Source organism: Actinophytocola gossypii, from assembly GCF_025165815.1.
Lineage (GTDB): Bacteria > Actinomycetota > Actinomycetes > Mycobacteriales > Pseudonocardiaceae > Actinophytocola > Actinophytocola gossypii.
This window is the reverse complement of record NZ_JAFFZE010000012.1, coordinates 1-24,298: the sequence shown is the minus strand read 5'-3', so window position 1 is coordinate 24,298 and position 24,298 is coordinate 1. Positions and strand designations below refer to the sequence as shown.

At 72.0% G+C, this 24,298-nt stretch carries 22 protein-coding genes; 12 read left to right on the top strand and 10 right to left on the bottom strand.

Annotated elements, in window-relative coordinates; genetic code table 11:
- The first annotated feature begins 21 nt into the window (after nucleotides 1-21).
- The 10 genes from JT362_RS14010 to JT362_RS13965 all read left to right on the top strand — a co-directional run bounded on the left by JT362_RS14010 (nucleotide 22) and on the right by JT362_RS13965 (nucleotide 10,367).
- The gene (locus tag JT362_RS14010; protein WP_260191622.1) at nucleotides 22-774 is read left to right on the top strand and encodes a FadR/GntR family transcriptional regulator; all 753 of its coding nucleotides are present in this window, start codon (nucleotides 22-24) and stop codon (nucleotides 772-774) included.
- 129 nt (nucleotides 775-903) lie between these two features.
- Nucleotides 904-2,217 carry a sigma-70 family RNA polymerase sigma factor gene (locus tag JT362_RS14005; RefSeq protein ID WP_260191621.1) on the top strand — a complete coding sequence of 438 codons (1,314 nt, stop codon included), beginning with the start codon at nucleotides 904-906 and terminating at the stop codon, nucleotides 2,215-2,217.
- 702 nt (nucleotides 2,218-2,919) lie between these two features.
- Nucleotides 2,920-4,113, top strand: coding sequence for an extracellular solute-binding protein (locus JT362_RS14000; RefSeq protein ID WP_260191620.1), 1,194 nt, complete (start codon nucleotides 2,920-2,922; stop codon nucleotides 4,111-4,113).
- Nucleotides 4,110-5,189: an ABC transporter ATP-binding protein gene (locus tag JT362_RS13995; protein ID WP_260191619.1), complete on the top strand. Its 1,080-nt coding sequence runs from the start codon at nucleotides 4,110-4,112 to the stop codon at nucleotides 5,187-5,189. Before JT362_RS14000 ends, JT362_RS13995 begins: the two co-directional genes overlap by 4 nt.
- 214 nt (nucleotides 5,190-5,403) lie before the next feature.
- Nucleotides 5,404-6,258 carry an ABC transporter permease gene (locus tag JT362_RS13990; protein ID WP_260191618.1) on the top strand — a complete coding sequence of 285 codons (855 nt, stop codon included), beginning with the start codon at nucleotides 5,404-5,406 and terminating at the stop codon, nucleotides 6,256-6,258.
- Nucleotides 6,255-7,067 (top strand): ABC transporter permease, encoded by an 813-nt coding sequence (locus JT362_RS13985; RefSeq protein WP_260191617.1) that lies wholly within the window; start codon nucleotides 6,255-6,257, stop codon nucleotides 7,065-7,067. The genes JT362_RS13990 and JT362_RS13985 overlap by 4 nt, the downstream gene beginning before the upstream one ends.
- Nucleotides 7,064-7,828: an NAD-dependent epimerase/dehydratase family protein gene (locus tag JT362_RS13980; RefSeq protein WP_260191616.1), complete on the top strand. Its 765-nt coding sequence runs from the start codon at nucleotides 7,064-7,066 to the stop codon at nucleotides 7,826-7,828. The genes JT362_RS13985 and JT362_RS13980 overlap by 4 nt, the downstream gene beginning before the upstream one ends.
- Nucleotides 7,825-8,898, top strand: coding sequence for a hypothetical protein (locus JT362_RS13975; RefSeq protein ID WP_260191615.1), 1,074 nt, complete (start codon nucleotides 7,825-7,827; stop codon nucleotides 8,896-8,898). The genes JT362_RS13980 and JT362_RS13975 overlap by 4 nt, the downstream gene beginning before the upstream one ends.
- A 28-nt stretch (nucleotides 8,899-8,926) precedes the next feature.
- Nucleotides 8,927-9,892, top strand: a complete 966-nt coding sequence (locus JT362_RS13970) for a sigma-70 family RNA polymerase sigma factor (RefSeq protein WP_260191614.1) — start codon at nucleotides 8,927-8,929, stop codon at nucleotides 9,890-9,892.
- Nucleotides 9,885-10,367, top strand: coding sequence for a GyrI-like domain-containing protein (locus JT362_RS13965; RefSeq protein WP_260191613.1), 483 nt, complete (start codon nucleotides 9,885-9,887; stop codon nucleotides 10,365-10,367). Before JT362_RS13970 ends, JT362_RS13965 begins: the two co-directional genes overlap by 8 nt.
- On the opposite strand, the gene JT362_RS13960 is transcribed toward JT362_RS13965, so the two are convergent.
- The 3 genes from JT362_RS13960 to JT362_RS35400 all read right to left on the bottom strand — a co-directional run bounded on the left by JT362_RS13960 (nucleotide 10,351) and on the right by JT362_RS35400 (nucleotide 15,299).
- A complete protein-coding gene (locus JT362_RS13960; RefSeq protein ID WP_260191612.1) occupies nucleotides 10,351-10,818 on the bottom strand; it encodes a cyclodeaminase/cyclohydrolase family protein in 468 nt (155 codons plus the stop codon). The genes JT362_RS13965 and JT362_RS13960 overlap by 17 nt on opposite strands.
- A 144-nt stretch (nucleotides 10,819-10,962) precedes the next feature.
- A complete protein-coding gene (locus JT362_RS13955; RefSeq protein WP_260191611.1) occupies nucleotides 10,963-12,660 on the bottom strand; it encodes a formate--tetrahydrofolate ligase in 1,698 nt (565 codons plus the stop codon).
- Between the two features lie 83 nt (nucleotides 12,661-12,743).
- Entirely contained in the window at nucleotides 12,744-15,299 is a 2,556-nt protein-coding gene (locus JT362_RS35400; RefSeq protein ID WP_311202706.1) for a helix-turn-helix transcriptional regulator, read from the bottom strand.
- A gap of 84 nt (nucleotides 15,300-15,383) precedes the next feature.
- Here JT362_RS35400 and JT362_RS13945 point away from each other — a divergent pair, with 84 nt between their 5' ends.
- A complete protein-coding gene (locus JT362_RS13945) occupies nucleotides 15,384-15,989 on the top strand; it encodes a dihydrofolate reductase family protein (protein ID WP_260191610.1) in 606 nt (201 codons plus the stop codon).
- Here the strand turns inward: JT362_RS13945 and JT362_RS13940 are convergent.
- Nucleotides 15,968-16,624, bottom strand: a complete 657-nt coding sequence (locus tag JT362_RS13940; protein ID WP_260191609.1) for a TetR/AcrR family transcriptional regulator — start codon at nucleotides 16,622-16,624, stop codon at nucleotides 15,968-15,970. The genes JT362_RS13945 and JT362_RS13940 overlap by 22 nt on opposite strands.
- 76 nt (nucleotides 16,625-16,700) lie before the next feature.
- On the opposite strand from JT362_RS13940, the gene JT362_RS13935 reads away from it, so the two are divergent.
- On the top strand, nucleotides 16,701-17,387 hold the full coding sequence (locus JT362_RS13935) for a hypothetical protein (RefSeq protein ID WP_260191608.1): 687 nt from the start codon (nucleotides 16,701-16,703) through the stop codon (nucleotides 17,385-17,387).
- Here the strand turns inward: JT362_RS13935 and JT362_RS13930 are convergent.
- The 6 genes from JT362_RS13930 to galT all read right to left on the bottom strand — a co-directional run bounded on the left by JT362_RS13930 (nucleotide 17,369) and on the right by galT (nucleotide 24,060).
- Complete coding sequence (locus tag JT362_RS13930) at nucleotides 17,369-17,686, bottom strand: hypothetical protein (RefSeq protein WP_260191607.1); 318 nt, start codon at nucleotides 17,684-17,686, stop codon at nucleotides 17,369-17,371. The genes JT362_RS13935 and JT362_RS13930 overlap by 19 nt on opposite strands.
- Nucleotides 17,687-17,772: 86 nt before the next feature.
- Nucleotides 17,773-17,991 (bottom strand): formate dehydrogenase subunit delta, encoded by a 219-nt coding sequence (locus tag JT362_RS13925; RefSeq protein ID WP_260191606.1) that lies wholly within the window; start codon nucleotides 17,989-17,991, stop codon nucleotides 17,773-17,775.
- Nucleotide 17,992: 1 nt separating this feature from the next.
- Nucleotides 17,993-20,812: a formate dehydrogenase subunit alpha gene (gene fdhF / locus JT362_RS13920; protein ID WP_260191605.1), complete on the bottom strand. Its 2,820-nt coding sequence runs from the start codon at nucleotides 20,810-20,812 to the stop codon at nucleotides 17,993-17,995.
- Nucleotides 20,809-22,389, bottom strand: coding sequence for a formate dehydrogenase beta subunit (locus JT362_RS13915; protein ID WP_260191604.1), 1,581 nt, complete (start codon nucleotides 22,387-22,389; stop codon nucleotides 20,809-20,811). The genes fdhF and JT362_RS13915 overlap by 4 nt, the downstream gene beginning before the upstream one ends.
- On the bottom strand, nucleotides 22,386-22,856 hold the full coding sequence (locus JT362_RS13910; RefSeq protein WP_260191603.1) for an NAD(P)H-dependent oxidoreductase subunit E: 471 nt from the start codon (nucleotides 22,854-22,856) through the stop codon (nucleotides 22,386-22,388). Before JT362_RS13910 ends, JT362_RS13915 begins: the two co-directional genes overlap by 4 nt.
- Before the next feature lie 82 nt (nucleotides 22,857-22,938).
- Nucleotides 22,939-24,060: a galactose-1-phosphate uridylyltransferase gene (gene galT, locus JT362_RS13905; RefSeq protein WP_260191602.1), complete on the bottom strand. Its 1,122-nt coding sequence runs from the start codon at nucleotides 24,058-24,060 to the stop codon at nucleotides 22,939-22,941.
- Between the last annotated feature and the right edge of the window lie 238 nt (nucleotides 24,061-24,298).

The window sequence follows — 24,298 nt, the reverse complement described above, 5'->3', positions numbered from 1 at the left end:
ACCCATCGCTAACATGTGCTGGTGGCAGCTACAGACGCGGGCAACGCGGCGACGCCGCACCGGCCGGTCAGACGCGGGGACAAGGTGTCCGAGGCGATCGCGCGGGACATCGTCCGGCGGATCGGGGCCGAGGGCATGGCGCCGGGTACGCAGCTGCCGCCCGAGGCCAAGATGCTCGAGGAGTACCGGGTCGGCCGCGGGTCGCTGCGGGAGGCGCTGCGGATCCTCGAGGTGCACGGGCTGATCTCGATCAAGCCGGGTCCGCGTGGCGGGCCGACCGTCGACCAGGTGCACACCCGCAACTTCGGCCGGATGGCCTCGCTGTACTTCCAGATGGAGGGGATGACCTTCCGCGAGCTGCTCGAGGCCAGGTCGATCATGGAGCCGATGCTCGCCCGCGCGGCCGCCGAGCGGCACGAACCAGGACTGGCCGACGAGCTCGCCCGGTTCGACGGCGTCGTCCGCGGCGAGGACGAGTACCTGCGGCTGGCCGGCGACTTCCACGAGCTGGTCGCGGTGCTGTCCGGGAACCGGATCCTGGCGCTGTTCGGGCAGTCCCTCGCGGACGTCCTGCGGGACCGGCTGCACGACGCGCTGTTCCCGAAGTCCCGCCGGCGGGAGATCCTCGGCGTCCACAGTGACATCGGCCGGGCCATCGTCGCGGGCGACGGCGACCTCGCCGAGCGGTTGATGCGGGCGCACATGGAGGATTACGTCGCGCAGGTGAAACGCCGTCACCCTGGGCTTGTGCAGGAAGTCGTCGACTGGCGCTGAAAACAGCGTATCGCCTTTGCCACTCACTCGTTCATGGTTCAACGGGGCGGCGCGGGTGTCCGTTTCCTCGGGGGTTCCAGTACGACGGTGGGGCTCGCCCGGAACGGGGCGGGTCCGAAAGGGAGTTCGGTGGCCGAGACTCTCGAAGAGATGCCGGACGCGGAGCTGATCGCGTCCGTGCGGCAGGGTGACGTGGCGGCGTTCGGGGAGCTGTACGCGAGGCATCTGGACTCCGCGAAACGGGCGGCGGCCTACCTCGCGCGAACCCAGGCGGAACGGGAGGACCTGGTCGCCGAGGCGTTCACCCGGGTGCTGCGGATGCTGCGGGAGGGTCGGGGCCCGGACGCCGAGTTCCGCCCGTACCTGCTGGTGACGTTGCGCAACGCGGCGATCCAGGGGAGTACCCGGGGCGCGCCGGTGGCGCTGTACGCCGAGCTGCCGGACACCTACGTCACGGAGGAGTACGTCGACCCGGTCGTCGAGCGCTGGCACGCCGGCGTGGCCGCGGAGGCGTTCGCGAGCCTGCCGGAGCGGTGGCGGATGGTGCTCTGGCACACCGAGGTCGAGGACGAGTCGCCGGCCGTGGTGGCGCCGAGGCTGGGGATGCGGCCGAACAGCGTGGCCGCGCTCGCGTACCGGGCGCGCGAGGGTCTGCGGCAGGCGTACCTGCGCCAACACGTGCCGGGCCCGCTGAGGCGCGAGTGCGCGGCGACGGTCGACAAGCTCGCCGGGTACGTGCGGCGCAGCGTGCCGCCGCCGTTGTCGCGGAAGATCACCCGGCACCTCGACCGCTGCGCGGACTGCCGTGGTCGGGTCGACACCCTGACCAAGGTGAACGCCGAACTCGCCGGCGTCTTCGGCCCGCTCGCCGTGGGCGTCCCACTGGCCGCCGGAGCGACCGCCGCCGAGAGCGGACTGAGCGGTGTCCTGCTCATGAAGGTGGGCGCGGCGGTCGCGATCGCGGCCACTGCCGTGACCACCTCGGCCTCCGCCCCGGCGATCGTGGCCGAACCTCATCCCCCGACCGCCGTGATCGCCGAGGTGACCGGCGGCGAGCACGGGTCGACGTTCACCGTCGAGCCCCGCCCGCCGGTCCCGACCCCGGCTCCGGCCGCGGCTACGGCCACGACCCCGGCTCCGGCCAGGACCCCGGCCCCGGCCACGGCCCCAGTTCCGGCCCGGGCTCCCGTCTCGCCCTCGCCAACCCCGGCCACCACCGTCGCGCTCCCCACCCGATCCGCCGCCACCCCCGCGGCGCAAACCAACAAAGGGAACGAGCAATCGGAGAAACAAGCAACCAAGCCCGACAGTTCCCAACAGAAGCAGGCAAACTCGGAAGCAAAGACGGCAAAGAAGCAGGCGAAAGCCGCTGACAAGGAAGCTCGGAAAGCCACCAAAAAGGAACAAAGAGCCGCGAAAAAGGAACAAAAAGGCGGGAAGTGATGGCTCGGAACCGGATTCCGGTCCGGCCCGTTCCAGCGGTCCGCTAGCCGATCGTATGGCCGGATAAGGCCCCCGCCGACGCGTCGTCGACCTCCCGTCGCGCGGCGAGCGTTCGGGCCGGCACGGGAACCAGGTCCAGGCTGTCGTTCATGCGCGAAACGCTACGCCCGCCCGATCACGGTCTTCTCGCGTCCGAAACGCGGCTGGCCGGGGGCTGACCACCCGCCGGCGGCGCGGCTACATACCGTTACCGCGCGGGTCGGAACTCGCCGCGACCCGGTGCCTTCGCGACCGGGTGCCTTCGCGACCGGGTGCCTTCGCGACCGGTGCCTCGCGCCCCGGTGTCTTCGCGACCGGTGCCTTCGTGGCCGGTGCCTTCGTGGCCGGTGCCTTCGCGCTCACGGTGTCCGAGCGCTGAGCAGCCGAAAGTGCTCGCCTCCCGTCACCGCCACCAGAAGCCCTCGCCGCCGTTCGGACCAGCCGGGACCCGGGCCTGAGGGCACGCAGGAAAGCCTTTTCCTTGCGGTAATCCGCCTCCGCGATAGACCACGTCTATGGCCCCCGACGGTCTTGCGGTGTCGACACCGAGATCGTTAGGCTTCCAATGGTTCCGACATGCCGAACCGGCATTCCCGTGCTCCCACCATGTCCACGCCGGGCAGCGGCAGCGGCTCCGATAGTCCACTGTGGAGGGAGAGCGGGATGCGCAGAGTACTGTTGGTTCCGGCGTTGCTGGCCGCCATGGTCGCGTGCGGCGCGCCGGAGGAGAACACCCCGGCGAGCGCACCCAGCTCGGTCCCGGACAAGCCGTCCCAGCCGGTCGAGCTGAACATCCTCGACGTGGCCGGGAACCTCCAGCTGACCCAGGGCATGATCGACGAGTTCGCGCGCGAGAACCCCGACGTCGTCAGCGCCGTCGACTACACCAAGGCCACCTCCCCGGAGATGCCGGGCAAGCTGCAGGCCGAGCAGCGCGGCGGCAACGCCCAGACCCACCTCGTGCTCACCGGCACCGACGGGCTCGCCTCGGTGATCGAGCAGGAGCTGGTGCTGGAGCTGCTGCCGACGTTCGCCGACCGGTTCCCCGGCCTGGAGGAGAACTACCTGCCCGCGGCCGCCGCCATGCACGAGCTCGCGCAGGGGCAGGGCGTCACCATCACCTTCTACCCGTCCGGCCCGCTGCTCGAGTACGACCCGCGACGCGTGGCCGATCCACCGGGCACCGCCCAGGAGCTGCTCGACTGGGCCAAGGCGAACCCGGGCAAGTTCCAGTACGCGCAGCCGGCGAACTCCGGACCCGGCCGCACGTTCCTCATGGGGCTGCCCTACATCCTCGGCGACGAGGACCCGAAGGACCCGGAGAACGGCTGGGACAAGACCTGGCAGTACCTCGCCGAGCTCGGCCAGTACGTCGACTACTACCCCAGCGGCACCACGGACACGATGAAGAACCTGGCCAACGGCACGGCGAACATCGTCGCCACCACCACCGGCTGGGACATCAACCCGCGCGTCCTCGGCACCGTCCCGGACCGGATGGAGGTGACCACGCTGGAGGGCTTCCACTGGGTCACCGACGCGCACTACGCCGTCGTTCCGCGCGGCGTGAGCGAGGACGTGCTGTCGGCGAACCTCGCGCTGATCGAGTGGATGCTGCGACCGGAACAGCAGGCCAAGGCCTACGACAAGGGCTACTTCTACCCCGGCCCGGCGGTCCGGGACGTCACGCTGGACATGGCGCCGGCCGAGTCGCGGGAGGCGATCGAGCGGTTCGGGCGGCCGGAGTACGACCAGCTGATCGCCGACAACCCGCAGGAGACGTCACTGCCGGCGCAGCAGCAGGTGGCGGCGTTCCAGCGGTGGGACCGCGAGATCGGCAGCGGGAAGACGGGATGAGCGAGAACTTCGCCGAGCTGCGCATCGAGCGGGTGCGCCGCGAGTTCGGCGACCACGTCGCGCTCGCCGAACTGGAGCTGACGATCAAGGGCGGCGAGTTCGTCGCGCTGCTCGGGCCGTCCGGGTGCGGGAAGTCGACCGCGCTGAACTGCCTCGCCGGGCTGCTCCCGCTCTCCGGCGGGCAGATCCTGGTGGACGGGAAGCGGATCGACACGCTGCCGCCGGAGCGGCGCGGGTTCGGCATGGTGTTCCAGAACTACGCGCTGTTCCCGCACATGTCCGTGCACCGCAACGTCGCGTTCGGGCTGAGCATGCGCGGGATCGGCCGCGCCGAGCGGACCAGGCGGGCGGACGAGGCGCTGCGGCTGGTGCGGCTGTCCGACCACGCGCACAAGTTCCCGGCGCAGCTGTCCGGCGGGCAGCAGCAGCGGGTGGCGATCGCGCGGGCGATCGTGCTGGAACCGCGGCTGGTGCTGATGGACGAGCCACTGTCCAACCTGGACGCCGCGCTGCGACTGGAGATGCGCACGGAGATCCGGCGACTGCACCAGTCGCTCGGCCTGACCACGGTGTACGTCACGCACGACCAGGAAGAAGCCCTGGCCCTGGCCGACCGGCTCGTGGTACTGCGCGACGGCGTGGTGCAGCAGGTCGGTTCGCCGGAGGAGGTGTACGCCCACCCGGCGAACCGGTACGTCGCCGGCTTCATGGGCTACCGCAACATGATCCCGGCCACCGTGTCCGATGTGGACGAGGAGGTCGTCACCGTCGCCGCCGGGCGATCGGTGCTCCACGGAGTGAACCGGGACGGCCTCACGGCGGGTTCGGCGGCCGTGGTGGCGATGCGCCCGTCGGACGTCACCGTCGGCGAGGGCGAGAACGCGCTGCGGGCTGAGGTGGAGATCGTCGAGTACCACGGGCGGGAGCAGGCCGTACAGGCCCGCCTCCCGGACGGCACCGCCCTGCACGTGCGAACCGGAAGCCGCCTCGCCCCGGGCGACACGGTGTCCCTGACCGTACCCGCCGACCGCGTCCTGGTCTTCGCCGAGGAGCACCCACCCGGGGAGGAGTCGTGAGCGACCGCCCGCACGACGACCCCGCCGCCCCCGAGGAGCGCAGCTCGCGAGTCGTACCTTCCGGGCCGGCGGGTCGGCCCCGCCGGGCGGCGGCGCCGCCCGGGGGGGGGGGGGGGGGCGGGGGGGGGGGCCCCCCCCCCCCCCCGCGACGGGAAGGTACGACTCGCGCGACGGGAACGTACGACTCGCGGGGCGGGGCGGGTGGCGGCATCGGTTGGCGGAGCGTGGGGTCGACCGGGTGCTGTGGTTGCTGGTGCCGGGTGTGGTGTTCGTGGTGGCGTTGTTCGCGTATCCGGTGCTGTACGGGTTGCAGCTGTCGTTCCAGCCGGAGGAGGGGGGCGGGGTACTCGCGAACTACGAGCGGTTCTTCGCCGACCCCTACCTGCGGGACACCATCTGGATCACGTTGCGGCTGGCGGTGCCGGCGGCGTTGATCAACGTGCTCGCCTCCATCCCGATCGCGTACCGGATGCGGGGGCGGTTCCGGGGCAAACGGCTGCTGACCACGATCCTCGTCGTGCCGATCACGTTGGGGACGGTGCTCACGGCGGAGGGGCTGATCAACTACCTCGGGCCGGTGGGTTGGTTCAACAAGATCCTGATGGGGATCGGGCTCACCGACGAACCCGTGCGGCTCGTGCACAACTACTGGGGCGTGCTGTTCTCACTGATCATCACCGGGTTTCCGTTCGCGTTCCTGCTCATCCTGAGTTACCTGTCGGGGATCGATCCGACGTTGGAACAGGCGGCGGCCACGTTGGGCGCGGACCGGCGCAGGCGGTTCCGGTACATCACGTTGCCGCTGCTCGCGCCCGGGCTCGCGATCACGTTCTGTCTGACCTTCGTGCTCGCGTTCTCGGTGTTCCCGTCGGCGTACCTGGTCGGGCTGCCGCAGGGGGAGACCCGGGTGATCTCGATCGCCGCGTACGAGTCGGCGTTCCGGGACACCGACTACCCGCTCGGCTCGGCCATCGCGATGATCATGGCCGTGGTGATGCTCGTCGTGGTCGGGCTGGTGCTGCTGTGGCGGTCGACGTTGTACCGAGGCGCGACAGGGGGCAAGGGATGAGGGTGTCGACCTGGCTGGTGTGGGGCGCCGTCGCGTTCTTCCTGGTCAACCTGTTCGGGTTGGTCCTCGCGGTGGTGGTCAACTCGTTCTCCGTCGAGTGGTTCGGCACCTGGTGGCCCAACGGCCTGACCACCTCCTGGTACGTCACCGCCTGGCGCGAACTGGACCTGCTCGAGGTGCTGGTCGTGACCGTCCAGGTGGCGCTCGCGGTCGTGGTGCTGTCCGTCCTGATCGGCGTTCCGACCGCCTACGCCCTGGCCAGGCGAACGTTCCCCGGCAAGCGGCTGGTCACCGTGCTGTTCCTGCTGCCGATCCTGCTGCCCCCGATGACCTACGGCATCCCGCTGGCGACCGTGCTCTACAAGTTCGACCTCGCCGGCGGGATCGCGGGCGTGATCATCGCGAACCTGGTGCCGTCGGTGCCGTTCGTGGTGCTCACGATGACCCCGTTCATCGAGCAGATCGACCCGAAGATCGAGGCCGCCGCGCGGATGTGCGGCGCGCGCACGAGCGCGGTGTTCACCCGGGTGCTCGCGCCGCTGCTGGTGCCCGGCATCCTCGCCGCGTCGATCCTGGTGCTGGTGCGCACCGTCGGCATGTTCGAGCTGACCTTCCTCACCGCCGGGCCGGGCAGCCAGACCCTCGTGGTGTCCCTGTACGAGGCGATGTTCTCCGCCGGCATCCGCGCCCAGCAGGCGGTGGACGCGATGGCCGTCATCTACACCGGCTCCATGCTGGTACTACTGGTGGTGGCGTTGCGGTTCGTGAACCCGACGCAACTCGTCACCAGACTGAAGGAGCCGGCGTGACCGAACGGATCCTGATCACGGGAGCGGCCGGGCGGATCGGCACGATGCTGCGCAGCCGGATGGCCAGGACCGGCCGGCTGCTGCGGCTGCTGGACGTCGTCCCGGTCGAGTCGGGCGCCGGGGAGGAAGTGGTCACCTGCTCGGTGTCCGACCTGGACGCCATGGCCGAGGCGAGCGCGGGGATGGACGCCGTCGTGCACCTCGCCGGCCACCCGGGCGAGACCGCCTGGGCCGACATCCTGGCCGACAACATCGACGGCACGTACACCGTGTTCGAGGCCGCCCGCCGGGCCGGGGTCCCCCGCGTGGTCTACGCGAGCAGCAACCACGCCGTCGGCTTCCGCCCCGCCGACGACGGCCCCGACTACGCGTTCCCCCGCCCCGACACCTTCTACGGCGTCAGCAAGGTCGTCGGAGAGGCCCTGGGCAGCCTGTACCACGACCGGCACGGCCTGCACGTCGTCTGCCTGCGGATCGGCACCTGCGCCGACCGCCCGACCGGCGAACGCGCCCTGGCCACCTGGCTGTCGCCCGACGACTGCGCCCGGCTCGTCGAGGCCGCGATCGCCGCGCCGGACCCCGGTTTCCGCGTCGTCTGGGGCGTCTCCGCCAACACCCGGGGCACCTGGTCGCTGGCCGAGGCGAGGGCCATCGGGTACGAGCCGCGCGACGACGCCGAGATTTACGCATCCGACGTCACCCCCGCGAGCGATCTCGACCGCACGTACCTCGGCGGAGACTTCTGCGGCGACGCCCCGTGATCACCGGGCACGCCTACCCCTGGGACGTGCTCGGCGACCCCGCGTTCCCCGACCGCGCGCACGCGGCCGGCGTGACGACGGTGGCGCTGGCCTCGGCGTACCACTCGGTCCGCGCGGCCACCCCGCTGCACCCGGACCGCGCGCTCGTCAAAGCACGGCACGCGGCCCTGTACCGCCCGGTCCGCGAGTCCGCGTGGACCGGGCGGCTCCGCCCGGCCACCCCCGACTGGATGTCCACCCAGGACTCCTTCGGCGAGGCGGCCGAGACGCTCCGGGCGGCCGGGTTCGCCGTGTCGGCGTGGATCGTGCTCACCCACAACACCCGGCTGGGCACCGAACACCCGGACGTGGCGGTCGTGAACTGCTTCGGCGAGCGGTACCCGTACGCGCTGTGCCCGTCCTGGCCGGAGGTCCGCGAGTACGCCGCCACCCTCGCGACGGAGGCGGCCGCCGGCGCGGACGCGGTGTCGCTGGAGGCGTGCGGCCAACTCGGCCTGACCCACCAGTGCCACCACGAGAAGACCGACGGCGCGTACTCGCCCGCGGCGACCCGCTGGCTGTCGGTCTGCTGCTGCCCCGCGTGCCGCCGTGGCTGGAACACTCGCGGCCTCGACCCGGCCGAGGTGGTGTCCCGCCTGCGCGCCGCCGTCCGCGAGGACACCGAGTCGCTACCCGGCGAGGCCGAGTTGCTCGCCACCCGCCACGCGTCCACCGACGAGTTGCGTGCCGGTGTCCTGGCCGGCCTGGACGTCCCGGTCACCCTGCACGCCCACCCCGACCCGTGGGCCACCGGCGCGTCCCCCGGTCTCACCCCGACCGCGGCCGACGACGTGTCCGCCCTGGTCGTTCCCGCCTGGCCAACCACGCCGGTCAGCGCCGAGGTGGTGGCCGGCGCCGCGGCCACCGGCCGCCCGGTGGACGCGTACGTGACCGTGCTGCCCCCCGCCGACCCGGCCGGACTGCCCGACCACTGGCGCCGGCTCCGGGCCTCCGGTGCGACCGGGGCGGCGCTGTACCACCTCGGCCTGGCGCCCCGATCACGTCAACCGCTGTTCCGGGTCTTCGATTAGGGGTGTCGCGTGTGGAATGCTCTCCGCCATGGTGGCTGAGGCGGTCGAGCGGTTGGACACCTACCGGGTCGAGCTGACCGGATACTGCTACCGGATGCTCGGATCCGGGTTCGAGGCCGAGGACGCCGTGCAGGAGACGTTCGTGCGGGCGTGGAAGGCCGAGCACGACCCGAACCGCGGGTCGGTGCGGACGTGGCTGTACGCGATCGCGACCAACGTGTGCCTGGACATGCTTCGCAGCGCCCAGCGCCGGGCCCGCGCCATGGACCTCGCACCGCCCGCCTCGCCCGGCCCGGACGTCGGGGCGCCGCTGCCACCATCGGCGTGGGTGCAGCCGGTGCCCGACCACCGCGCGTTACCCGGCGACCCGGCCGAGGTCGCGGCGCTGCGGGAGACGATCCGGCTCGCGTTCGTCGCCGCGTTGCAGCATCTGCCGCCGAGGCAGCGGGCCGTGCTGATCCTGCGGGACGTGCTGCGCTGGTCGGCCGCCGAGGTAGCCCGCCTGCTCGACACCACCGTCACGTCGGTGAACAGCGCCCTGCAACGCGCCCGCGCCACCATGGCCACCCGCGCGCCCGAACCCGCCGAGCCGTTGACCGACGAGCACCGCGACCTGCTCGCCCGGTACGTCGACGCCTTCGAGCGCTACGACGTCGCCGCCCTCACCGCGTTGCTGCACGAGGACGCCACCATGTCCATGCCGCCGTTCGCCTGGTGGCTGCGCGGCCGCGACGACATCGCCGCCGCGCTCGCGCACTCCGACGGGACCTGCGAGAACGCCCGCCTGGTGCCGACCATGGCCAGCGGCACACCCGCGTTCGGCCAGTACCGCTGGAACGGCACCGAGCACGAGCCGTTCGCCCTGGTCCTGATCGAGGTACGCGGCGGCCGGATCGCGTCGGACACCACCTACCTCGACCTGGCCCACGCGTTCCCGATGTACGGGCTGCCGATGAGTTTGCCGGCCGCGGACCGTAGTAGTGGGCATGAGTGAGTTCCAACAACGATCAGAGCAGCCGTACGTGTCCATCCCCGCCCGTGCCACGCTGCGCGAGTGGGGGACGGTGAACGCCCTGGTACCCGAGGTGTACGGATGGCTGGCCGCGCGGGACATCGCACCCGCCGGCGCGCTGTTCTACCGGCACAAGATCGTCGGCGGGATGGACGAGCCGTTCGAGGTGGAGGTCGGCGTGCCCGTCGCCGCGCCGGTCGAGGGTGACGGCCGGGTGCTGGCCGGTGCCAAGCCCGCCGGCCGGTACGCGGTCCGGATGCACCGCGGGCACCCGGACCGGATCGTCGAGACCCACCAGGCGCTGCTCGCCTGGGCCGAGGAACAGGGCTTCCCGGCCGCGCGGGACGGCGAGGCGTGGGTCGGCGTCTACGAGTCCTACCTGACCGACCCGGAGGACGAGCCGGACCCGGTCAAGTGGGAGACCGAGGTCGCCTACCTGGTCAGCCAGCCTCGTTGATCCGCACCAGGGCCGTCGCCGCGTCGGCGGCGGCCCTGGCCAGCAACTCGCCGACCCGCGCGTCGCCGACCAGGTTCGGATTGCCCCGCTCGACGAGCGCGGCGGCGAGTTCGGCCACCTCCGTCGCGGCGGCGGCCACCCGGCGGGGGACCTCGGTGGCCTCGGTCATCGCGTCGGCGATCCGGGCCGCCCGGTTCGGGTCGTCCCTGGGCAGGCGGCGAGCGGCGAGGACGGCGGTGTAGGCGGCGGCGTCCGCGTCGGCCAGCGGTTCCAGCTCCGCGCGCAACGCCTCGGCCCGGTCGGCCGGTTCGCCGCTGAACCGGGCGGCCATCGCGACCAGGGCGGCGGCGGAGGCGCCGGTCAGCGCGGCCACCGCACCGCCGCCCGGCGCGGGCGTACGGGCGGCGACCCGCTCCAGCAGGCCGCCGACCGACAGCTGAAGGAAGCTCACGACCACCCCTCGCAGGCTCGGTGTCGCCGCTCGCGGTCGCCCTGTGTCGATGGTTCGCTCGCAAGCTCGCTCATGACGACCCCTCGCAGGCTCGGTGTCGCCGCTCGCGGTCGCCCTGTGTCAATGGTTCGCTCGCAAGCTCGCTCACGACAGGCCGACGATCTCGCCGTCCGCGTCCAGGTCGATGCGGGTCGCGGCGGGGGAGGAGCCAAGGCCGGGCATGGTGCGCATGTCGCCGCAGATCGGGTACACGAACCCGGCGCCGACGGACGCGCGGACCTCGCGGACCGGCAGCGTCCAACCCGTCGGGGCGCCCAGCAGCTTCGGGTCCGACGAGATCGACAGGTGCGTCTTCGCCATGCACACCGGGAGGTCGCCGAAACCGTTGCGCTCGAAGGTGTCCAGCTGCTTGCGCGCCGCCGCCGAGTAGGTCACGCCGTCCGCGCCGTACACCCGGGTCGCCACGGTCTCGATCTTCTCCCGCAGCGGCGCCGACGACGGGTACAGCAGCTGGAACTCCGACGGCTCCTCCGCCGCCTCGGCCACCGCCTCGGCCAACTCGGTGGCACCCGCGCCGCCGTCGGAGAAGTGCGTGCTCACCGCCACCCGCGCGCCCATCGCCTCGGCTACCTCGCGGATCGCGGCGTGCTCGGACGGGTGGTCGGTGGGGAAGGCGTTGACCGCCACCACCGGCGACACCCCGTGCATCCGGATGTTCTCGATCTGCTTGCGCAGGTTCGCCGCGCCGGCGTGCACGTCGTCGGGGTTCTCGGCCAGCAGCTCCTCGGGCAGCGGCTTGCCGGCGACGATCCGGAACTTGCCGGAGTGCGCCTTGAGCGCCCGGACCGTCGCGACCAGCACCGCGGCGTCCGGAGCCTGCCCGGACACCCGGCACTTGATGTTGAAGAACCGCTCCGCGCCCATGTCCGCGCCGAAGCCGGCCTCGGTGATCAGGTAGTCGCCGCAGCGGATGCCGACCAGGTCGGCCACCACCGACGAGTTCCCGGTGGCGATGTTGCCGAACGGTCCACAGTGGACGATTGCGGGCGTGTTCTCCAACGTCTGCATGAGGTTCGGCTTGATCGCCTCGCGCAGCAGCACGGTCATCGCGCCCGCGGTGTCGAGCTGCTCGGCGGTCACCGGCTCCCCGGAGCGGGTGTAGCCGACCACGATCCGGCCGAGCCGGGCGCGCAGGTCCTCGATGCCCGTCGTCAGCGCGAGCGCGGCCATCACCTCGGACGCGGCGGTGATGTCGAACCCGGTCTGCCGGGTGACTCCGTCCGCCTTCGGTCCGAGCCCGACGACGACGTTGCGCAGCGCGCGGTCGTTCATGTCCAGCACCCGCCGCCAGGTGATCGACTCGACGTCCAGGCCGAGCGCGTTGCCCTGGTACAGGTGGTTGTCGACCATCGCGGCCAGCAGGTTGTGCGCGGCGGTGACCGCGTGCATGTCGCCGGTCAGGTGCAGGTTCAGCAGCTCCATCGGCACGACCTGGCTGTAGCCGCCGCCGGCCGCGCCGCCCTTGATGCCGAGCGTCGGGCCCATCGAGGGCTGGCGGACGGCGACCGTCGCCCGCTTGCCGAGGTGCTTGAACCCCTGCCCGAGCCCGACCGTCGTGGTGGTCTTGCCCTCACCGAGCGGGGTCGGGGTGATCGCGCTGACCAGCACGTACTTGGCCTTCGGCGCGTCCGCGAGCTCGTCGACGGCCCCCAGCCCGATCTTCATCACGTCGCGGCCGTAGGGTTCGAGCAGTCGCGCGGGCAGGCCCATGTCGGCGGCGATGTCCTCGATCGGCTTGAGTTTCGCCCCGCGGGCGATCTCCAGGTCGGACGGGAAGGCCATGGGGACTCCTTCGAGGTCGGCGCCCGGTCGGATGAGCCTCGACGGTACTACTCCGTGTTGCGTTTCGCGCCTTCCGTTGCGCATCAAGGAACCGCGCGGGCCAGCTCGGTGCGGTTGGCGACCCCGAGCTTGGCGTAGGCGCGGGCGAGGTGCGTCTTCACCGTCCCGCGCCCGATGAACAGCTCCGCCGCGATCTGCGGGTTGCTCAGCCCGCGGACGGCCAGCTCGGCCACCGCCCGCTCGGCCGGCGTGAGGCTCGCCCACCCCGTCACCGGCCGCGCGGCCCGCCGGCCCCGCAGCGCCCGTTCCGCCGCCTGCTCCAGGGTCAGCGCCCGGCCCCGGCGCAGTACGGCCCCGTCCGGCAGCGCCGGCCGCCCGGCCTCGTACCCGGTCTCCTGCCGCGCCCGGTCGGCCGCGCCCAACAGCAACCCGGCCCCGTCCGGCGTGCCGGCCAGCGCCGCCAGCGCCTCCAGGCTGTCGACGCAGCCGAGGACCAGCCCGTGGTCGAGCCGGATCCGCAGCGCGTCCCGGTGCAGTGCGGCCGCCGCCGTGGGGTCCTCGCGCGTGAGCTGGTGCGCGCGTTCCGCCACCGCGGCAGCCCTGAGCAGCGGCATCCCGGCGAGCGTGGGGGAGCCCTCGGCCAGCGCCAGCGCGTCCCGGGCGCCCGTCCCGTCGCCGGCGAGGCGCAGCGCGGCCGCGTGGGTGAGCAGCAGGTCGGGCGTGACCGCGTGCCGCTCCCGCGCGCACCAGTCCAGCGCCGCCGGCACGTCACCGCGCCACAGCGCCACCTGGGCCCGGGTCGCCGACCAGCCGGGGACGTACGGGGTCGTGGCCGCCTCGTCGATCACCCGCTGCGACTCGTCCATGATCGTCTCGGCCTCGTCCGGCCTGCCTCGCAGCGCGACCACCCTGGCCAGGGTCCAGGCCGCGGTCCCACTGCGGGCGAAGTCGCGCAGCGGCGCGGCCGCCTCCCTGGCCCGGATCGCGACCCGCTCCGCCTCGGCCAGGTCCCCGGTGTTCGCGCGGCCGATGGCGAGCGCGGCGAGCCCGGTGGTGGCGATCCCCCGGTCACCGCGGGCCAGCAGGGCCGGCGCGGACGTCTCCAGCCGGGCGAACGCGTCGGCGTGCCGCTCGCCGAGCTGGTCGATCAGGCCGACCAGCACCCCGCCGGCGTCCCGGCTGAACTCGTCGCCCGCCTCGGCGGCCTCGTGGTGCGTGCGCAGCGCCAGCTCCCGCGCGGCCCCCAGGTCCGAGCCGAACAACCCGATCGCGACCAACTGCTGGGCCAGCAGCCGGGTGCCCGGGTCGCCGGCCAGCTCCACGGCCCGTTCCGCCGCCGCGAACGTCTCCGCGTCCGGCCGCACCACCTCGCCGACCAGGGCGAGCGACACCAGCACCCTGGCCCGCGCCGCGTCGTCGCCGCCCGGGTCGAGTTCGGCGGCGCGCCGGACCAGCTGCCAGCCGACCCGGTCACCGGTCAGGTGCCACCACCACGCCGCCTCCACGCACAGCCGCCGGCCGAGTTCGAGGTCACCACCGTCGAGACACCACCGCGTCGCGGCCAGCAGGTCGGCCCGGAACTCCCGCACCCGCTCCCGCCACCGGTCCTTGTCGGTGGCCACCAGCGGCCGGAGGGCCGTCAGCAGGTCCAGGTGGACCCGGGCGTGCCGGTGCCGGGCCTCGGTCTCCTCGCCGGCCTCGCGCAGCCGGGCCAGCGCGTACTCCGCCACCACGGCCAGCATCCGGTGGCGCGCCCTCGGGCCGGCGACGTCGCACACGACCAGGGACTTGTCGACCAGGCCACGCAGCGCGCGCAGGAGTCCGTCGCCGCCCAGCGCCCGCACCGCGTCGGCGCCGAACCGCTGGAACGGGGCGAGCCGGCGCAGCAGCACCCGTTCGTCGGCGGTGAGCAGCCGGTGGCTCCAGTCCATCGAGTCGGCCAGCGTCCGCTGCCGGAACGGCGCCGACCGCTCGCCGCCGTCCAGCAGCGGATGGCCGCCGTCCCCGCTCACCGTGTCCGCGATCTCGTGCAGCGACAGGGTTCCGGCCCAGGAGGCGACCAGCTCCAGGGCGAGCGGCAACCGGTCCAGCCGGTCGCAGATCCGGCGTGCGGCAGCGCGCGCCGCCGCGTCCGACGGCTCGCCGCCGGACCGCGCCAGCAGCAGGTCGATCGCCTCGGCCAGCACCATCGGCGCGACCCGCCACACCCGCTCCCCGGTCACCCCCAGCGGTTCCCGGCTGGTCGCCAGCACCGTCAGCCCGGCGGACCGCCGGAGCGCGACCTCGACGAACCCGGCCACCCCCGTCCGCACCTGCTCGCAGTTGTCCAGCAGGACCAGGCCCGGTCCGTCGCCGAGCGCGGCGACCACGGCGGCCGGATCCGATCGCGGCACGGGCACCCCCAGCGCCTCGGCGACCCGCTGGACGATCTGGTCGTCGCTGGTCTCCTCGGACAGGTCCACCCACACCGCCGCGCCGGCGACCTCCCGCGCGGCCCGGACCGCCAGCCGGGTCTTGCCGCAGCCGCCCGGCCCCGCCAGCGTGAGCAGCCGGGTGCCGGCCAACGCCTGGACGACCGACTCCAGCTCGGCCGCCCGGCCGACGAACGACGACAGGTCCGCCGGCAGGGGAATCGCCATGGCTGGGAAGTCTGCCACCCGGTTCGCGAAACCTCTGCCACCTGGCAGATGTCCCGGACCGTCCCGGCGACCACGATCGTCCTCATGCGAAACGAGAACGCGAAGCGAACAGTGGTGGCGAACGTCAGTGTGTCGCTGGACGGCTACGTCACCGGCCCCGACGGCCCGGCCGACATGAGCTGGGTCGCCAGACACGCGGTGAGCGACCAGGCCAGGGAGATCCTGACCCGGATCGTCAACGGCGGCACCACGGCGCTGCTGGGCCGCCGCAACTACGAGGGCTTCCGCGGCTACTGGCCCGCGGTCGGCCGGGACGAGACCGCCGACCCGCGCGACCGGGCGTACGGGCAGTGGCTGGACACGGTGGAGAAGGTCGTCTTCTCCACCACCTTGACCGACACGGACTGGACCGGCGCCCGGATCGTCTCCGGCGACCCCGCCGAGGTGGTCCGCGAGCTGCGCGCCCAGGACGGCGGCGACATCGTGGTGCAGAACAGTCTGAGCCTGATCCGCGCCCTGCTGGCCGCCGACGAGGTCGACCGGATCACCATGTTGCTCTGCCCGGAGCTGTCCGGCGGCGGCGTCCGCCTGTTCGAGGGGACCTTCCCGGCCACCTCCTGGAGCCTGACCGACGTGACCAGTACGGACACCGGCGCCCTGTTCCTGGTCTACGACCGCCCGCGCCGATGACCCGGCTCCTGGTGCGCGTCGAACAGCGCTCGCACCACCGCGCGTGAATGTGCGAGGGGAGAGGTCTCGTCGTCCGGGCGCAGGCCGGCGATGCCGGCTGGTGACAGCAGTTCCAGGTACACGTAGTGCAGGCAGGCGCCGATGATCATGGACGCGCACACCACCCACGGCCCACGGCCGGGCAGGCGTCCTGCCTCGTGTTCGTGTTCGAGGTATCCGCTGACCTCGACGACGCCGGTCAACGGAGTCAGGGGCCCGCCCTCCTGGCCCGGCACCTTCCCCTCGGTGAACCAGGACCTGAGTTCGGGATCACCGACGATCGAACCCACGATGGGCGCGATCTCCCGGAAGAAGTCGATGACCGCCGCCATGAGTGTCACCAGGTTCTCCTCCACGGAGCCCGTGCCGACCAGGTGCTCGAGCTCCCTGGCGCGGCCGCGGATCGCCTCCGTGGCCAGCCCGAACGCCTCCACGATCAGCTCCGATCGATTGGCGAAGTGGTTGTAGATGCTGCCTTCGGAGACGCCGGCACGTCGAGCGACGCTCCTGGTCGTCGTGCCGCCGACGCCCCGTTCGCGCATGCATTCCAACGCCGCCGTGACGATGCGGTCGCGCATCGGTGCCTTGGGGTCCACGCCACGAGCTTAGCTGGGTGAGTACTCACCCATGTTATGTTGAGTGGGTACTCACTCAGCGGCGTTTGGAGGAACCATGGGCACTCGTGCTCCGCTCCCCTTGGTCGAGCCGGAGCCGTACGGCTTCCTCTACCTCGGCCTGCACGTGGACGAGCCCCAGAAAGCACCCCTGTACCACCAGTCGGAGTCCCGCCGGCGAGCGGCGACTCACCTGGTCGAGGCGGCCCGGGAACTCGAACACCGACCGGACGTGCACTCGACGCGGGTTTTTCGAACGCACCTCGTCCCGCCGTTGTCGGGCGCTCCCCGGCACGATCTGGCCATGCTGATCCGGACCACCCGGGTCGACGACCTGGCAGGGGTTCGCGACAGCGACCCGGTCAGAGCGCTCGGCGGGACCGAGCTGCTCGCCGGATCGAACGCCGCGCGCATCGGCGACACGGAGCCGGACGAGGAGGCAACCGAGGACGCGGTCATCCTGTTCAACCACTTCACCTCGGCCGGCGACGCCGATCCGGTCGAGGCCTGGCTCGGCCTGACGGACTGGTACACCTCGACGATCGGCGTCGACAACTCGACGGCACTCCGCCCGATCGACGACGGATCGGAGTTCGCACTGGTGAACTACGTGCGGCTGCGTTCCAACCCGCCGCGCTTCCTGCTGAACCAACTACTGAGACCGAGTTTTCACCGCGTCGTACGAGGCACGTTGAAGCGCAACGAGCTGCGTGCTCTTCCCGGCTTCTACCGGATGATCCGCTGAGCCGAGTCCAGCCGGTCGGCGATCTCGGCCATGCCCCGCCTGATCAGCTGCCCGTACTCGTCGTCGCCGAGGGCGTCGACGGTGGCCTCCGCCCGCCGGAGGTGCTCGCGGGCCTGGTCGAGATCACCGAGCTTGCGGTGGCACTCGCTCAGGTTCAGGTGCAGCGACGGGTACAGTCCGGCCACCGAGAGCGGCACCCCCGCCTCGGCCACCCGCTCGTCGGTGACCAGGTCGGCGGCGACCAGTGCCCGCTGGTCCCAGACCAGATCCTGGTGCACGTCGTCCTGTGCGTCGGCCATCGAGTGCGCGAGCGTGCGTGAGCGGGTCGGTGAAGACGAGGCCGGGCAGCTCGGTGTACTCCTTCAGGTCCGCGATGTACGAGTTGTCAGGCCGGTTGTCGGAGGCGGGCGGCGGCCGCGGCGGCCAGTGGGTCGAGGTCGGCGCCGCCCGCGTCGACGTGGGTGAGCAGCGCGTGCAGCATCCGCCGTTCCCAGAACGAGCGCAGGTGGTTGGCGATGAACGCCGCCGCCTCGTCCGGGTCGAGGTGCCGTACCTGGTCGGCGATCTCGTTGGCCAGCCGCACGTGTGGTGGGAGCGTCGACATGTCAGTTCCCCGCCACCGGGACCGGGGCCCGTTCCGCCCGTTCCTCGGTCGGCGCCGTGACCGACAGAAGGCCGACCTGGACCGCGGTCACCTTGTACTCCGGGCAGTTCGTCGCCCAGTCGGAGTGCTCGGTGGTGACCACGTTCGCGCCGGTGACCGGGTGGTGGAACGTCGTGTAGACCACGCCCACCGGCATCCGGTCGGACAGCTTCGCCCGCAGCGACGTCTGGCCGACCCGGGACGCCAGCGACACCATGGCGCCCTCGGTGATGCCGCGGACCTCGGCGTCGTGCGGGTGGATCTCCAGCACGTCCTCCGGGTGCCAGGCCACGTTCGCCGTCCGCCTGGTCTGGGCGCCCACGTTGTACTGGGACAGGATCCGGCCCGTGGTCAGGATCAGCGGGAACTTCCTGGTGCTGCGCTCCTTCGTCGGCACGTACACCGTCGGCATGAACCGGCCCTTGCCGCGCACGAACGTCTCCTCGTGCATGATCGGCGTGCCGAGCGGCGCGTTCTCGTTGCACGGCCACTGCACGCTGCCGACCCGGTCCAGCAGCTCGAAAGACACCCCGCTGAACGTCGGCGTGGTCAGCGCGATCTCGTCCATGATCTGGCTGGTGTTCTCGTAGGTCATCGGGTAGCCCATCGCCTGCGCGATCTCGCAGACGATCTCCCACTCGTGCTTGCCGGTCTTCGGCCGCATCACCGGGCGCACCCGGTTGATCCGCCGCTCGGCGTTGATGAACGTGCCGTCCTTCTCCAGGAACGACGTGCCGGGCAGGAACACGTGCGCGAACTTGGCCGTCTCGTTGAGGAACAGGTCCTGCACCACCACGAGCTCCAGCGACTCCAGCGCCTTGTGCACGTGCTGGGTGTTCGGGTCGGACTGCGCGATGTCCTCGCCCTGCACGAACAGCGCCCGGAAGCTGCCGTCGATCGCCGCGTCGAACATGTTCGGGATCCGCAGGCCCGGCTCGGGCAGGATCGGCGTGCCCCACAGCTTCTCGTAGATGTCGCGCACGTTCTCGTCGGCCACGTGCCGGTAGCCGGGCAGCTCGTGCGGGAACGAGCCCATGTCGCAGCTGCCCTGCACGTTGTTCTGGCCGCGCAACGGGTTCACACCGACGCCGTCCCGGCCGACGTTGCCGGTGGCCATGGCCAGGTTCGCCATGCCCATCACCATCGTGGAGCCCTGGCTGTGCTCGGTGACCCCGAGGCCGTAGTAGATCGCCGAGTTCGGGCCGGCCGCGTACAGCCGGGCCGCCGCGCGCACCTCGGCCGCCGGCACGCCGGTGACCTCCGCCAGCGCCTCCGGCGAGTTCTCCGGCCGGGCGATGAACTCCCGCCACTCGTCGAAGTCCTCGCACCGGTCGGCGACGAAGTCCTCGGCGACCAGGCCCTCGGTGACCACCACGTGCGCGAGCGCGTTCACGATCGCCACGTTCGTACCGGGTGCCAGCGTGAGGTGGTGCTGGGCCTCGACGTGCGGGGAGCGCACCAGGTCGATCCGGCGCGGGTCGATGACGATCAGCTTCGCGCCCTCGCGCAGCCGGCGCTTCATCCGGGAGGCGAACACCGGGTGCGCGTCGGTCGGGTTCGCGCCGATCACCATGATCACGTCGGACTCGGCCACCGACTTGAAGTCCTGGGTACCGGCCGAGGTGCCGAACGTCTGCTTGAGGCCGTAGCCGGTGGGGGAGTGGCACACCCTTGCGCAGGTGTCGACGTTGTTGTTGCCGAACGCCGCCCGCACCATCTTCTGCACCACGTACACCTCCTCGTCGGTGCACCGCGAGGAGGTGATGCCGCCGATCGCGCCGGTGCCGTGCCGCTCCTGGATGTCCCGCATCCGGGTCGCGACGGTCGAGATGGCCTCCTCCCAGGAGACCTCCCGCCACTCGTCGGCGATCGTGTCCCGCACCATCGGGTTGAGCTGGCGGTCGGGGTGGGAGGCGTAGCCGAACGCGAACCGGCCCTTGACGCACGAGTGGCCCTCGTTGGCGCCGCCGTCCTTGTACGGCACCATCCGGACGACCTCGTCGCCGCGCAGCTCGGCCTTGAACGAGCAGCCGACGCCGCAGTACGCACAGGTGGTGAGCACCGTGCGGTTCGGCATCCCGAGGTCGACGACGGACTTCTCCTGCAGCGTCGCGGTCGGGCAGGCCTGCACGCACGCGCCGCAGGACACGCACTCCGAGTCCATGAACGGCTGGTCCTGGCCGGGGGAGACGTGCGAGTCGAAGCCGCGGCCGGAGATGGTCAGCGCGAACGTGCCCTGCACCTCGTTGCAGGCGCGCACGCACCGCGAGCACGCGATGCACTTGCTGGCGTCGAAGTCGAAGTACGGGTTGGACGTGTCGGTCGGCGCGTCCAGGTGGTGCTCGCCCTCGCCGACGCCGTAGCGCACGTCCCGCAGCCCGGTCACGCCGGCCATGTCCTGCAGCTCGCAGTCGCCGTTGGCCGAGCAGGTCAGGCAGTCCAGCGGGTGGTCGGAGATGTAGAGCTCCATCACGCCGCGCCGCAGCTTCGCCAGCTTCGGCGTCTGGGTCCGCACGGTCATCCCCGGCCGCACCGGCGTGGTGCAGGACGCGGGCGTGCCCTTCACACCGTCCACTTCGACCAGACACAACCGACACGAGCCGAACGGCTCCAACGAGTCGGTGGCGCACAGTTTCGGCACGTCCACCCCCGCCAGCGCCGCCGCGCGCATCACCGACGTGCCCTCCGGCACGGCGACCCCGACGCCGTCGATCTCCACCTCGACGGTCGGCTCACCCTTGCGGCCCGGCGTCCCCAGATCGGGTTCCTTCAACAGACTCATGACGCACTCCCGTTCGGTCCGAAGGTCGGGGTGGGCAGCGGCACCGGACTTCGGTGGAAGTCCTCGCCGAAGTGCTGGACCGCGCTGCGCACCGGCATCGGCGTCAGGCCGCCCATCGCGCACAGCGAGCCGTCGGTCATCAGCTCGCACAGGTCCTCGAGCAGCTCGAGGTTCGCCTCAGCGTCGATGCCGGCGCGGATCTTGTCGATGGTCTCCCGGCCGCGCACCGCCCCGACCCGGCAGGGCGTGCACTTACCGCACGACTCCTCGGCGCAGAACTCCATCGCGAACCGGGCCATCGCCGCCATGTCCACGGTGTCGTCGAACACCACCACGCCGCCGTGCCCGACCATCGCGCCGGCCGCGGCGAACTCCTCGTAGTCCATCGGCAGGTCGAACCGGTCCACCGGCAGGTACGCGCCGAGCGGCCCGCCGACCTGCACCGCGCGCACCGGCCGCCCGGTACGGGTGCCGCCGCCGTACCCGTTCACCAGCTCGCCGAGGGTGATCCCGAACGGGGCCTCGACGATGCCGCCGCGGGCGACGTTCCCGCCGAGCTGGAACACCTGCGTACCGCGCGACCGGCCGACCCCGAACCCGGAGAACTCGGCCGCGCCCTCGGCCAGGATCATCGGCACCGAGCCGAGCGTGAGCACGTTGTTCACCACGGTCGGCCGCCCGAACAGGCCGGCCAGCGCGGGGATCGGCGGCTTCGAGCGCACCTCCCCGCGCTTGCCCTCCAGGCTCTCCAGCATGGAGGTCTCCTCGCCGCAGATGTAGGCGCCGGCGCCGACCCGCACGTGCAGGTCGAACGACAGGTCCGAGCCGAGGACCGACTCGCCGAGCCAGCCGTGCGCGTAGGCGGCGTCGATCGCCTGCCGCAGCGTGGCGATCGCGTCCGGGTACTCGGAGCGGACGTAGACGTAACCCTCGGTCGCGCCGACCGCGTGCGCGGCGATCGCCATGCCCTCGATCAGGGTGAACGGGTCGCCCTCCATCAGCATCCGGTCGGCGAACGTGCCGCTGTCGCCCTCGTCGGCGTTGCAGCAGACGAACTTCACGTCTGCGGTCGCGCCGAGCACGGTCTTCCACTTGATCCCGGCCGGGAACCCGGCACCGCCCCGCCCGCGCAGGCCGGACGCGGTGACCTCCTCGACGACCTGCTCCGGGGTCATCGCGAGCGCCTTGCGCAGGCCCGCGATGCCGCCGTGCCGCTCGTAGTCGGCGGCCGAGAGCGGATCCACCACGCCGACCCGGCGGAACGTGATCCGCCGCTGGTCACGCAGGAACGGGATGTCCTCGGTGAGCCCGAGGGAGTGGTCGGTGTCCGCGCCGTCGAGCATGCCGGCCGCGACCAGCCCGTCGACCTCGTGCGCGGCGACCGGGCCGTAGGCCACCCGGCCCCGGTCGGTGGCCACCTCGACCATCGGTTCCAGCCACAGCAGCCCGCGCGAGCCGGTGCGCACCACGCGCACGCCGTCGCCGCCGGCCGCCGCGATCCGTTCCGCGACCTCGTCGGCGCCGACGGAGCGGGCCGCGGCGTCGCGGGGTACATAGACGATCGTTTGCGTCGTCATACTGTATGCACCTTACGCTCGAACGGATCGGCGCTCGCGACGAGGGCGTCCAAGCGGGCCGCGTCGACCCGCCCGGCCAACTTGCCGTTGACCTCGACCGCGGGCCCGAGAGCGCAGTTGCCCAGGCAGAACACCTGCTGGACGGTGACGCCGTCGCCGAGGTTCCGCTCGGCGTGCGCCATCAGCGCCTCCGCGCCGTTCGCCTGGCAGGCCTCCGCGCGGCAGACCCGCACGACCGTGCCGGGTGCCGGACTCTCGCGGAAGTCGTGGTAGAAGCTGATCACACCGTGCACCTCGGCCCGGGACAGGTTCAGCTCCTCGGCCAGGACCGGCACCACCGCCGGGTCGACGTAGCCGAACTCGGCCTGGAGGTCGTGCAGGATCGGCAACAGCGCCCCGCGTTCCCCGCGGTGGGCGGCGACCGCCGATCGTGCCCGCGCTGCCACGGGCGATTCGCCGGATGTCATGTCCTCACTCTGGAACGCGTTTCCCGACAGGTCAAGGCGTAGCTACTTATGCCTTGAGAACTTTCGTTTATCGCCGGGCGCGCTACCGGATGCCGCGGAGCCGTTCGGCCACGGCCTCGGGCAGCACGTCGGTGATGAAGGCACCCATCGCCGACTCCGAGCCGGCCAGGTACTTCAGCTTGTCGGCCGAGCGCTGGATCGAGGTGAGCTGCAGGTGCAGGTAGGCGTGCTCACGGCCGGGCCCGGTCGGCGCCTGGTGCCACGCGGCGATGTAGGGCAGCGGCTTGTCGTACATGGCGTCCAGCCGGCGCAGCACGTCGAGGTAGAGGTGGGTGAAGTCGTCGCGCTCGGCGTCGGACAGGGACGGGATGTCGGGCACCCGGCGGTGCGGGTACAGGTGCACCTCGACCGGCCACCGGGCCGCCGCCGGCACGAACGCGGTCCAGTGCTCGGTGGCCGCGACCACCCGCGCGCCGGACTTCCGCTCCCCGGCCAGGACGTCGGCGAACAGGTTCCGCCCGGTGCGCTCGGCGTGCGCGGCGGCGTTCCCCAGCATCTGCCGGGTCTTGGGGGTGACGAACGGGTAGGCGTAGATCTGCCCGTGCGGGTGCGACAGCGTCACCCCGATCGCGGCGCCCCGGTTCTCGAAGCAGAACACCTGGGCGACCCCGGGCAGCGCGGACAGCTCGGTCGTGCGGTCGGCCCAGGCGTCCACCACGAGCCGGGCGTGCGCGGGGGAGAGGGTGGCGAAGGCGGCGTTGTGGTCGCTGGTGAAGCAGACGACCTCGCAGCGCCCGATCCCCGGCGCCGAGTCGACGAGTTCCGGCAGCCCCGGCACGTCCACCGGATCGGCGTGCGTGGACAGGCTGGGGAACCGGTTCTCGAACACCGCCACGTCGTAGTCCGACGAGGGGATCTCGGTGTGCCGGCCGTCGGTGGAGGGGCACAGCGGACACTCGTCGGCCGGCGGCAGGAACGTCCGGTTCTGCCGGTGCGAGGCGAGCACCACCCACTCGTCCAACACCGGATCGTGCCGAAGCTGCGACGCGGTCGACACCGGATCCAGCTCGCGCGGGTCGGTCGCCGTGCGCGCGGGCGCCCCGGGCAGGTCGAAGTAGATGATCTCCCGCCCGTCGGCGAGGAGGGAAACGGTTCGCTTCCCTCCAGCGCTCCAGCCGGCGGACGCTTCGTCGCTCCCGCTCACGGTGGCTTCGGTTCGCTCCGCTCCTGCGCTACCCGCCGGCTTCCCTCCTGTGCTGCTCGCCGTTCGTTCCTCACGGCTGCGCTGCTCGTCGGTCCAGCCGGCGGACGCTTGGTCGCTCCCGCTCACGGTGGCTTCGGTTCGCTCCGCTCCTGCGCTACCCGCCGGCTTCCCTCCTGTGCTGCTCGCCGTTCGTTCCTCACGGCTGCGCTGCTCGTCGGTCCAGCCGGCGGACGCTTGG

Bases quoted from the DNA above. Each gene is read 5' to 3' on its own strand.
- JT362_RS14000 (WP_260191620.1), top strand. From the start codon at position 2,920: ATGCGCAGAGTACTGTTGGTTCCGGCGTTGCTGGCCGCCATGGTCGCG.
- JT362_RS13995 (WP_260191619.1), top strand. From the start codon at position 4,110: ATGAGCGAGAACTTCGCCGAGCTGCGCATCGAGCGGGTGCGCCGCGAG.
- JT362_RS13985 (WP_260191617.1), top strand. From the start codon at position 6,255: ATGAGGGTGTCGACCTGGCTGGTGTGGGGCGCCGTCGCGTTCTTCCTG.
- JT362_RS13970 (WP_260191614.1), top strand. From the start codon at position 8,927: ATGGTGGCTGAGGCGGTCGAGCGGTTGGACACCTACCGGGTCGAGCTG.
- JT362_RS13965 (WP_260191613.1), top strand. From the start codon at position 9,885: ATGAGTGAGTTCCAACAACGATCAGAGCAGCCGTACGTGTCCATCCCC.
- JT362_RS13955 (WP_260191611.1), bottom strand. From the start codon at position 12,660: ATGGCCTTCCCGTCCGACCTGGAGATCGCCCGCGGGGCGAAACTCAAG.
- JT362_RS35400 (WP_311202706.1), bottom strand. From the start codon at position 15,299: ATGGCGATTCCCCTGCCGGCGGACCTGTCGTCGTTCGTCGGCCGGGCG.
- JT362_RS13945 (WP_260191610.1), top strand. From the start codon at position 15,384: ATGCGAAACGAGAACGCGAAGCGAACAGTGGTGGCGAACGTCAGTGTG.
- JT362_RS13935 (WP_260191608.1), top strand. From the start codon at position 16,701: ATGGGCACTCGTGCTCCGCTCCCCTTGGTCGAGCCGGAGCCGTACGGC.
- JT362_RS13930 (WP_260191607.1), bottom strand. From the start codon at position 17,686: ATGGCCGACGCACAGGACGACGTGCACCAGGATCTGGTCTGGGACCAG.
- JT362_RS13925 (WP_260191606.1), bottom strand. From the start codon at position 17,991: ATGTCGACGCTCCCACCACACGTGCGGCTGGCCAACGAGATCGCCGAC.
- fdhF (WP_260191605.1), bottom strand. From the start codon at position 20,812: ATGAGTCTGTTGAAGGAACCCGATCTGGGGACGCCGGGCCGCAAGGGT.
- JT362_RS13915 (WP_260191604.1), bottom strand. From the start codon at position 22,389: ATGACGACGCAAACGATCGTCTATGTACCCCGCGACGCCGCGGCCCGC.
- JT362_RS13910 (WP_260191603.1), bottom strand. From the start codon at position 22,856: ATGACATCCGGCGAATCGCCCGTGGCAGCGCGGGCACGATCGGCGGTC.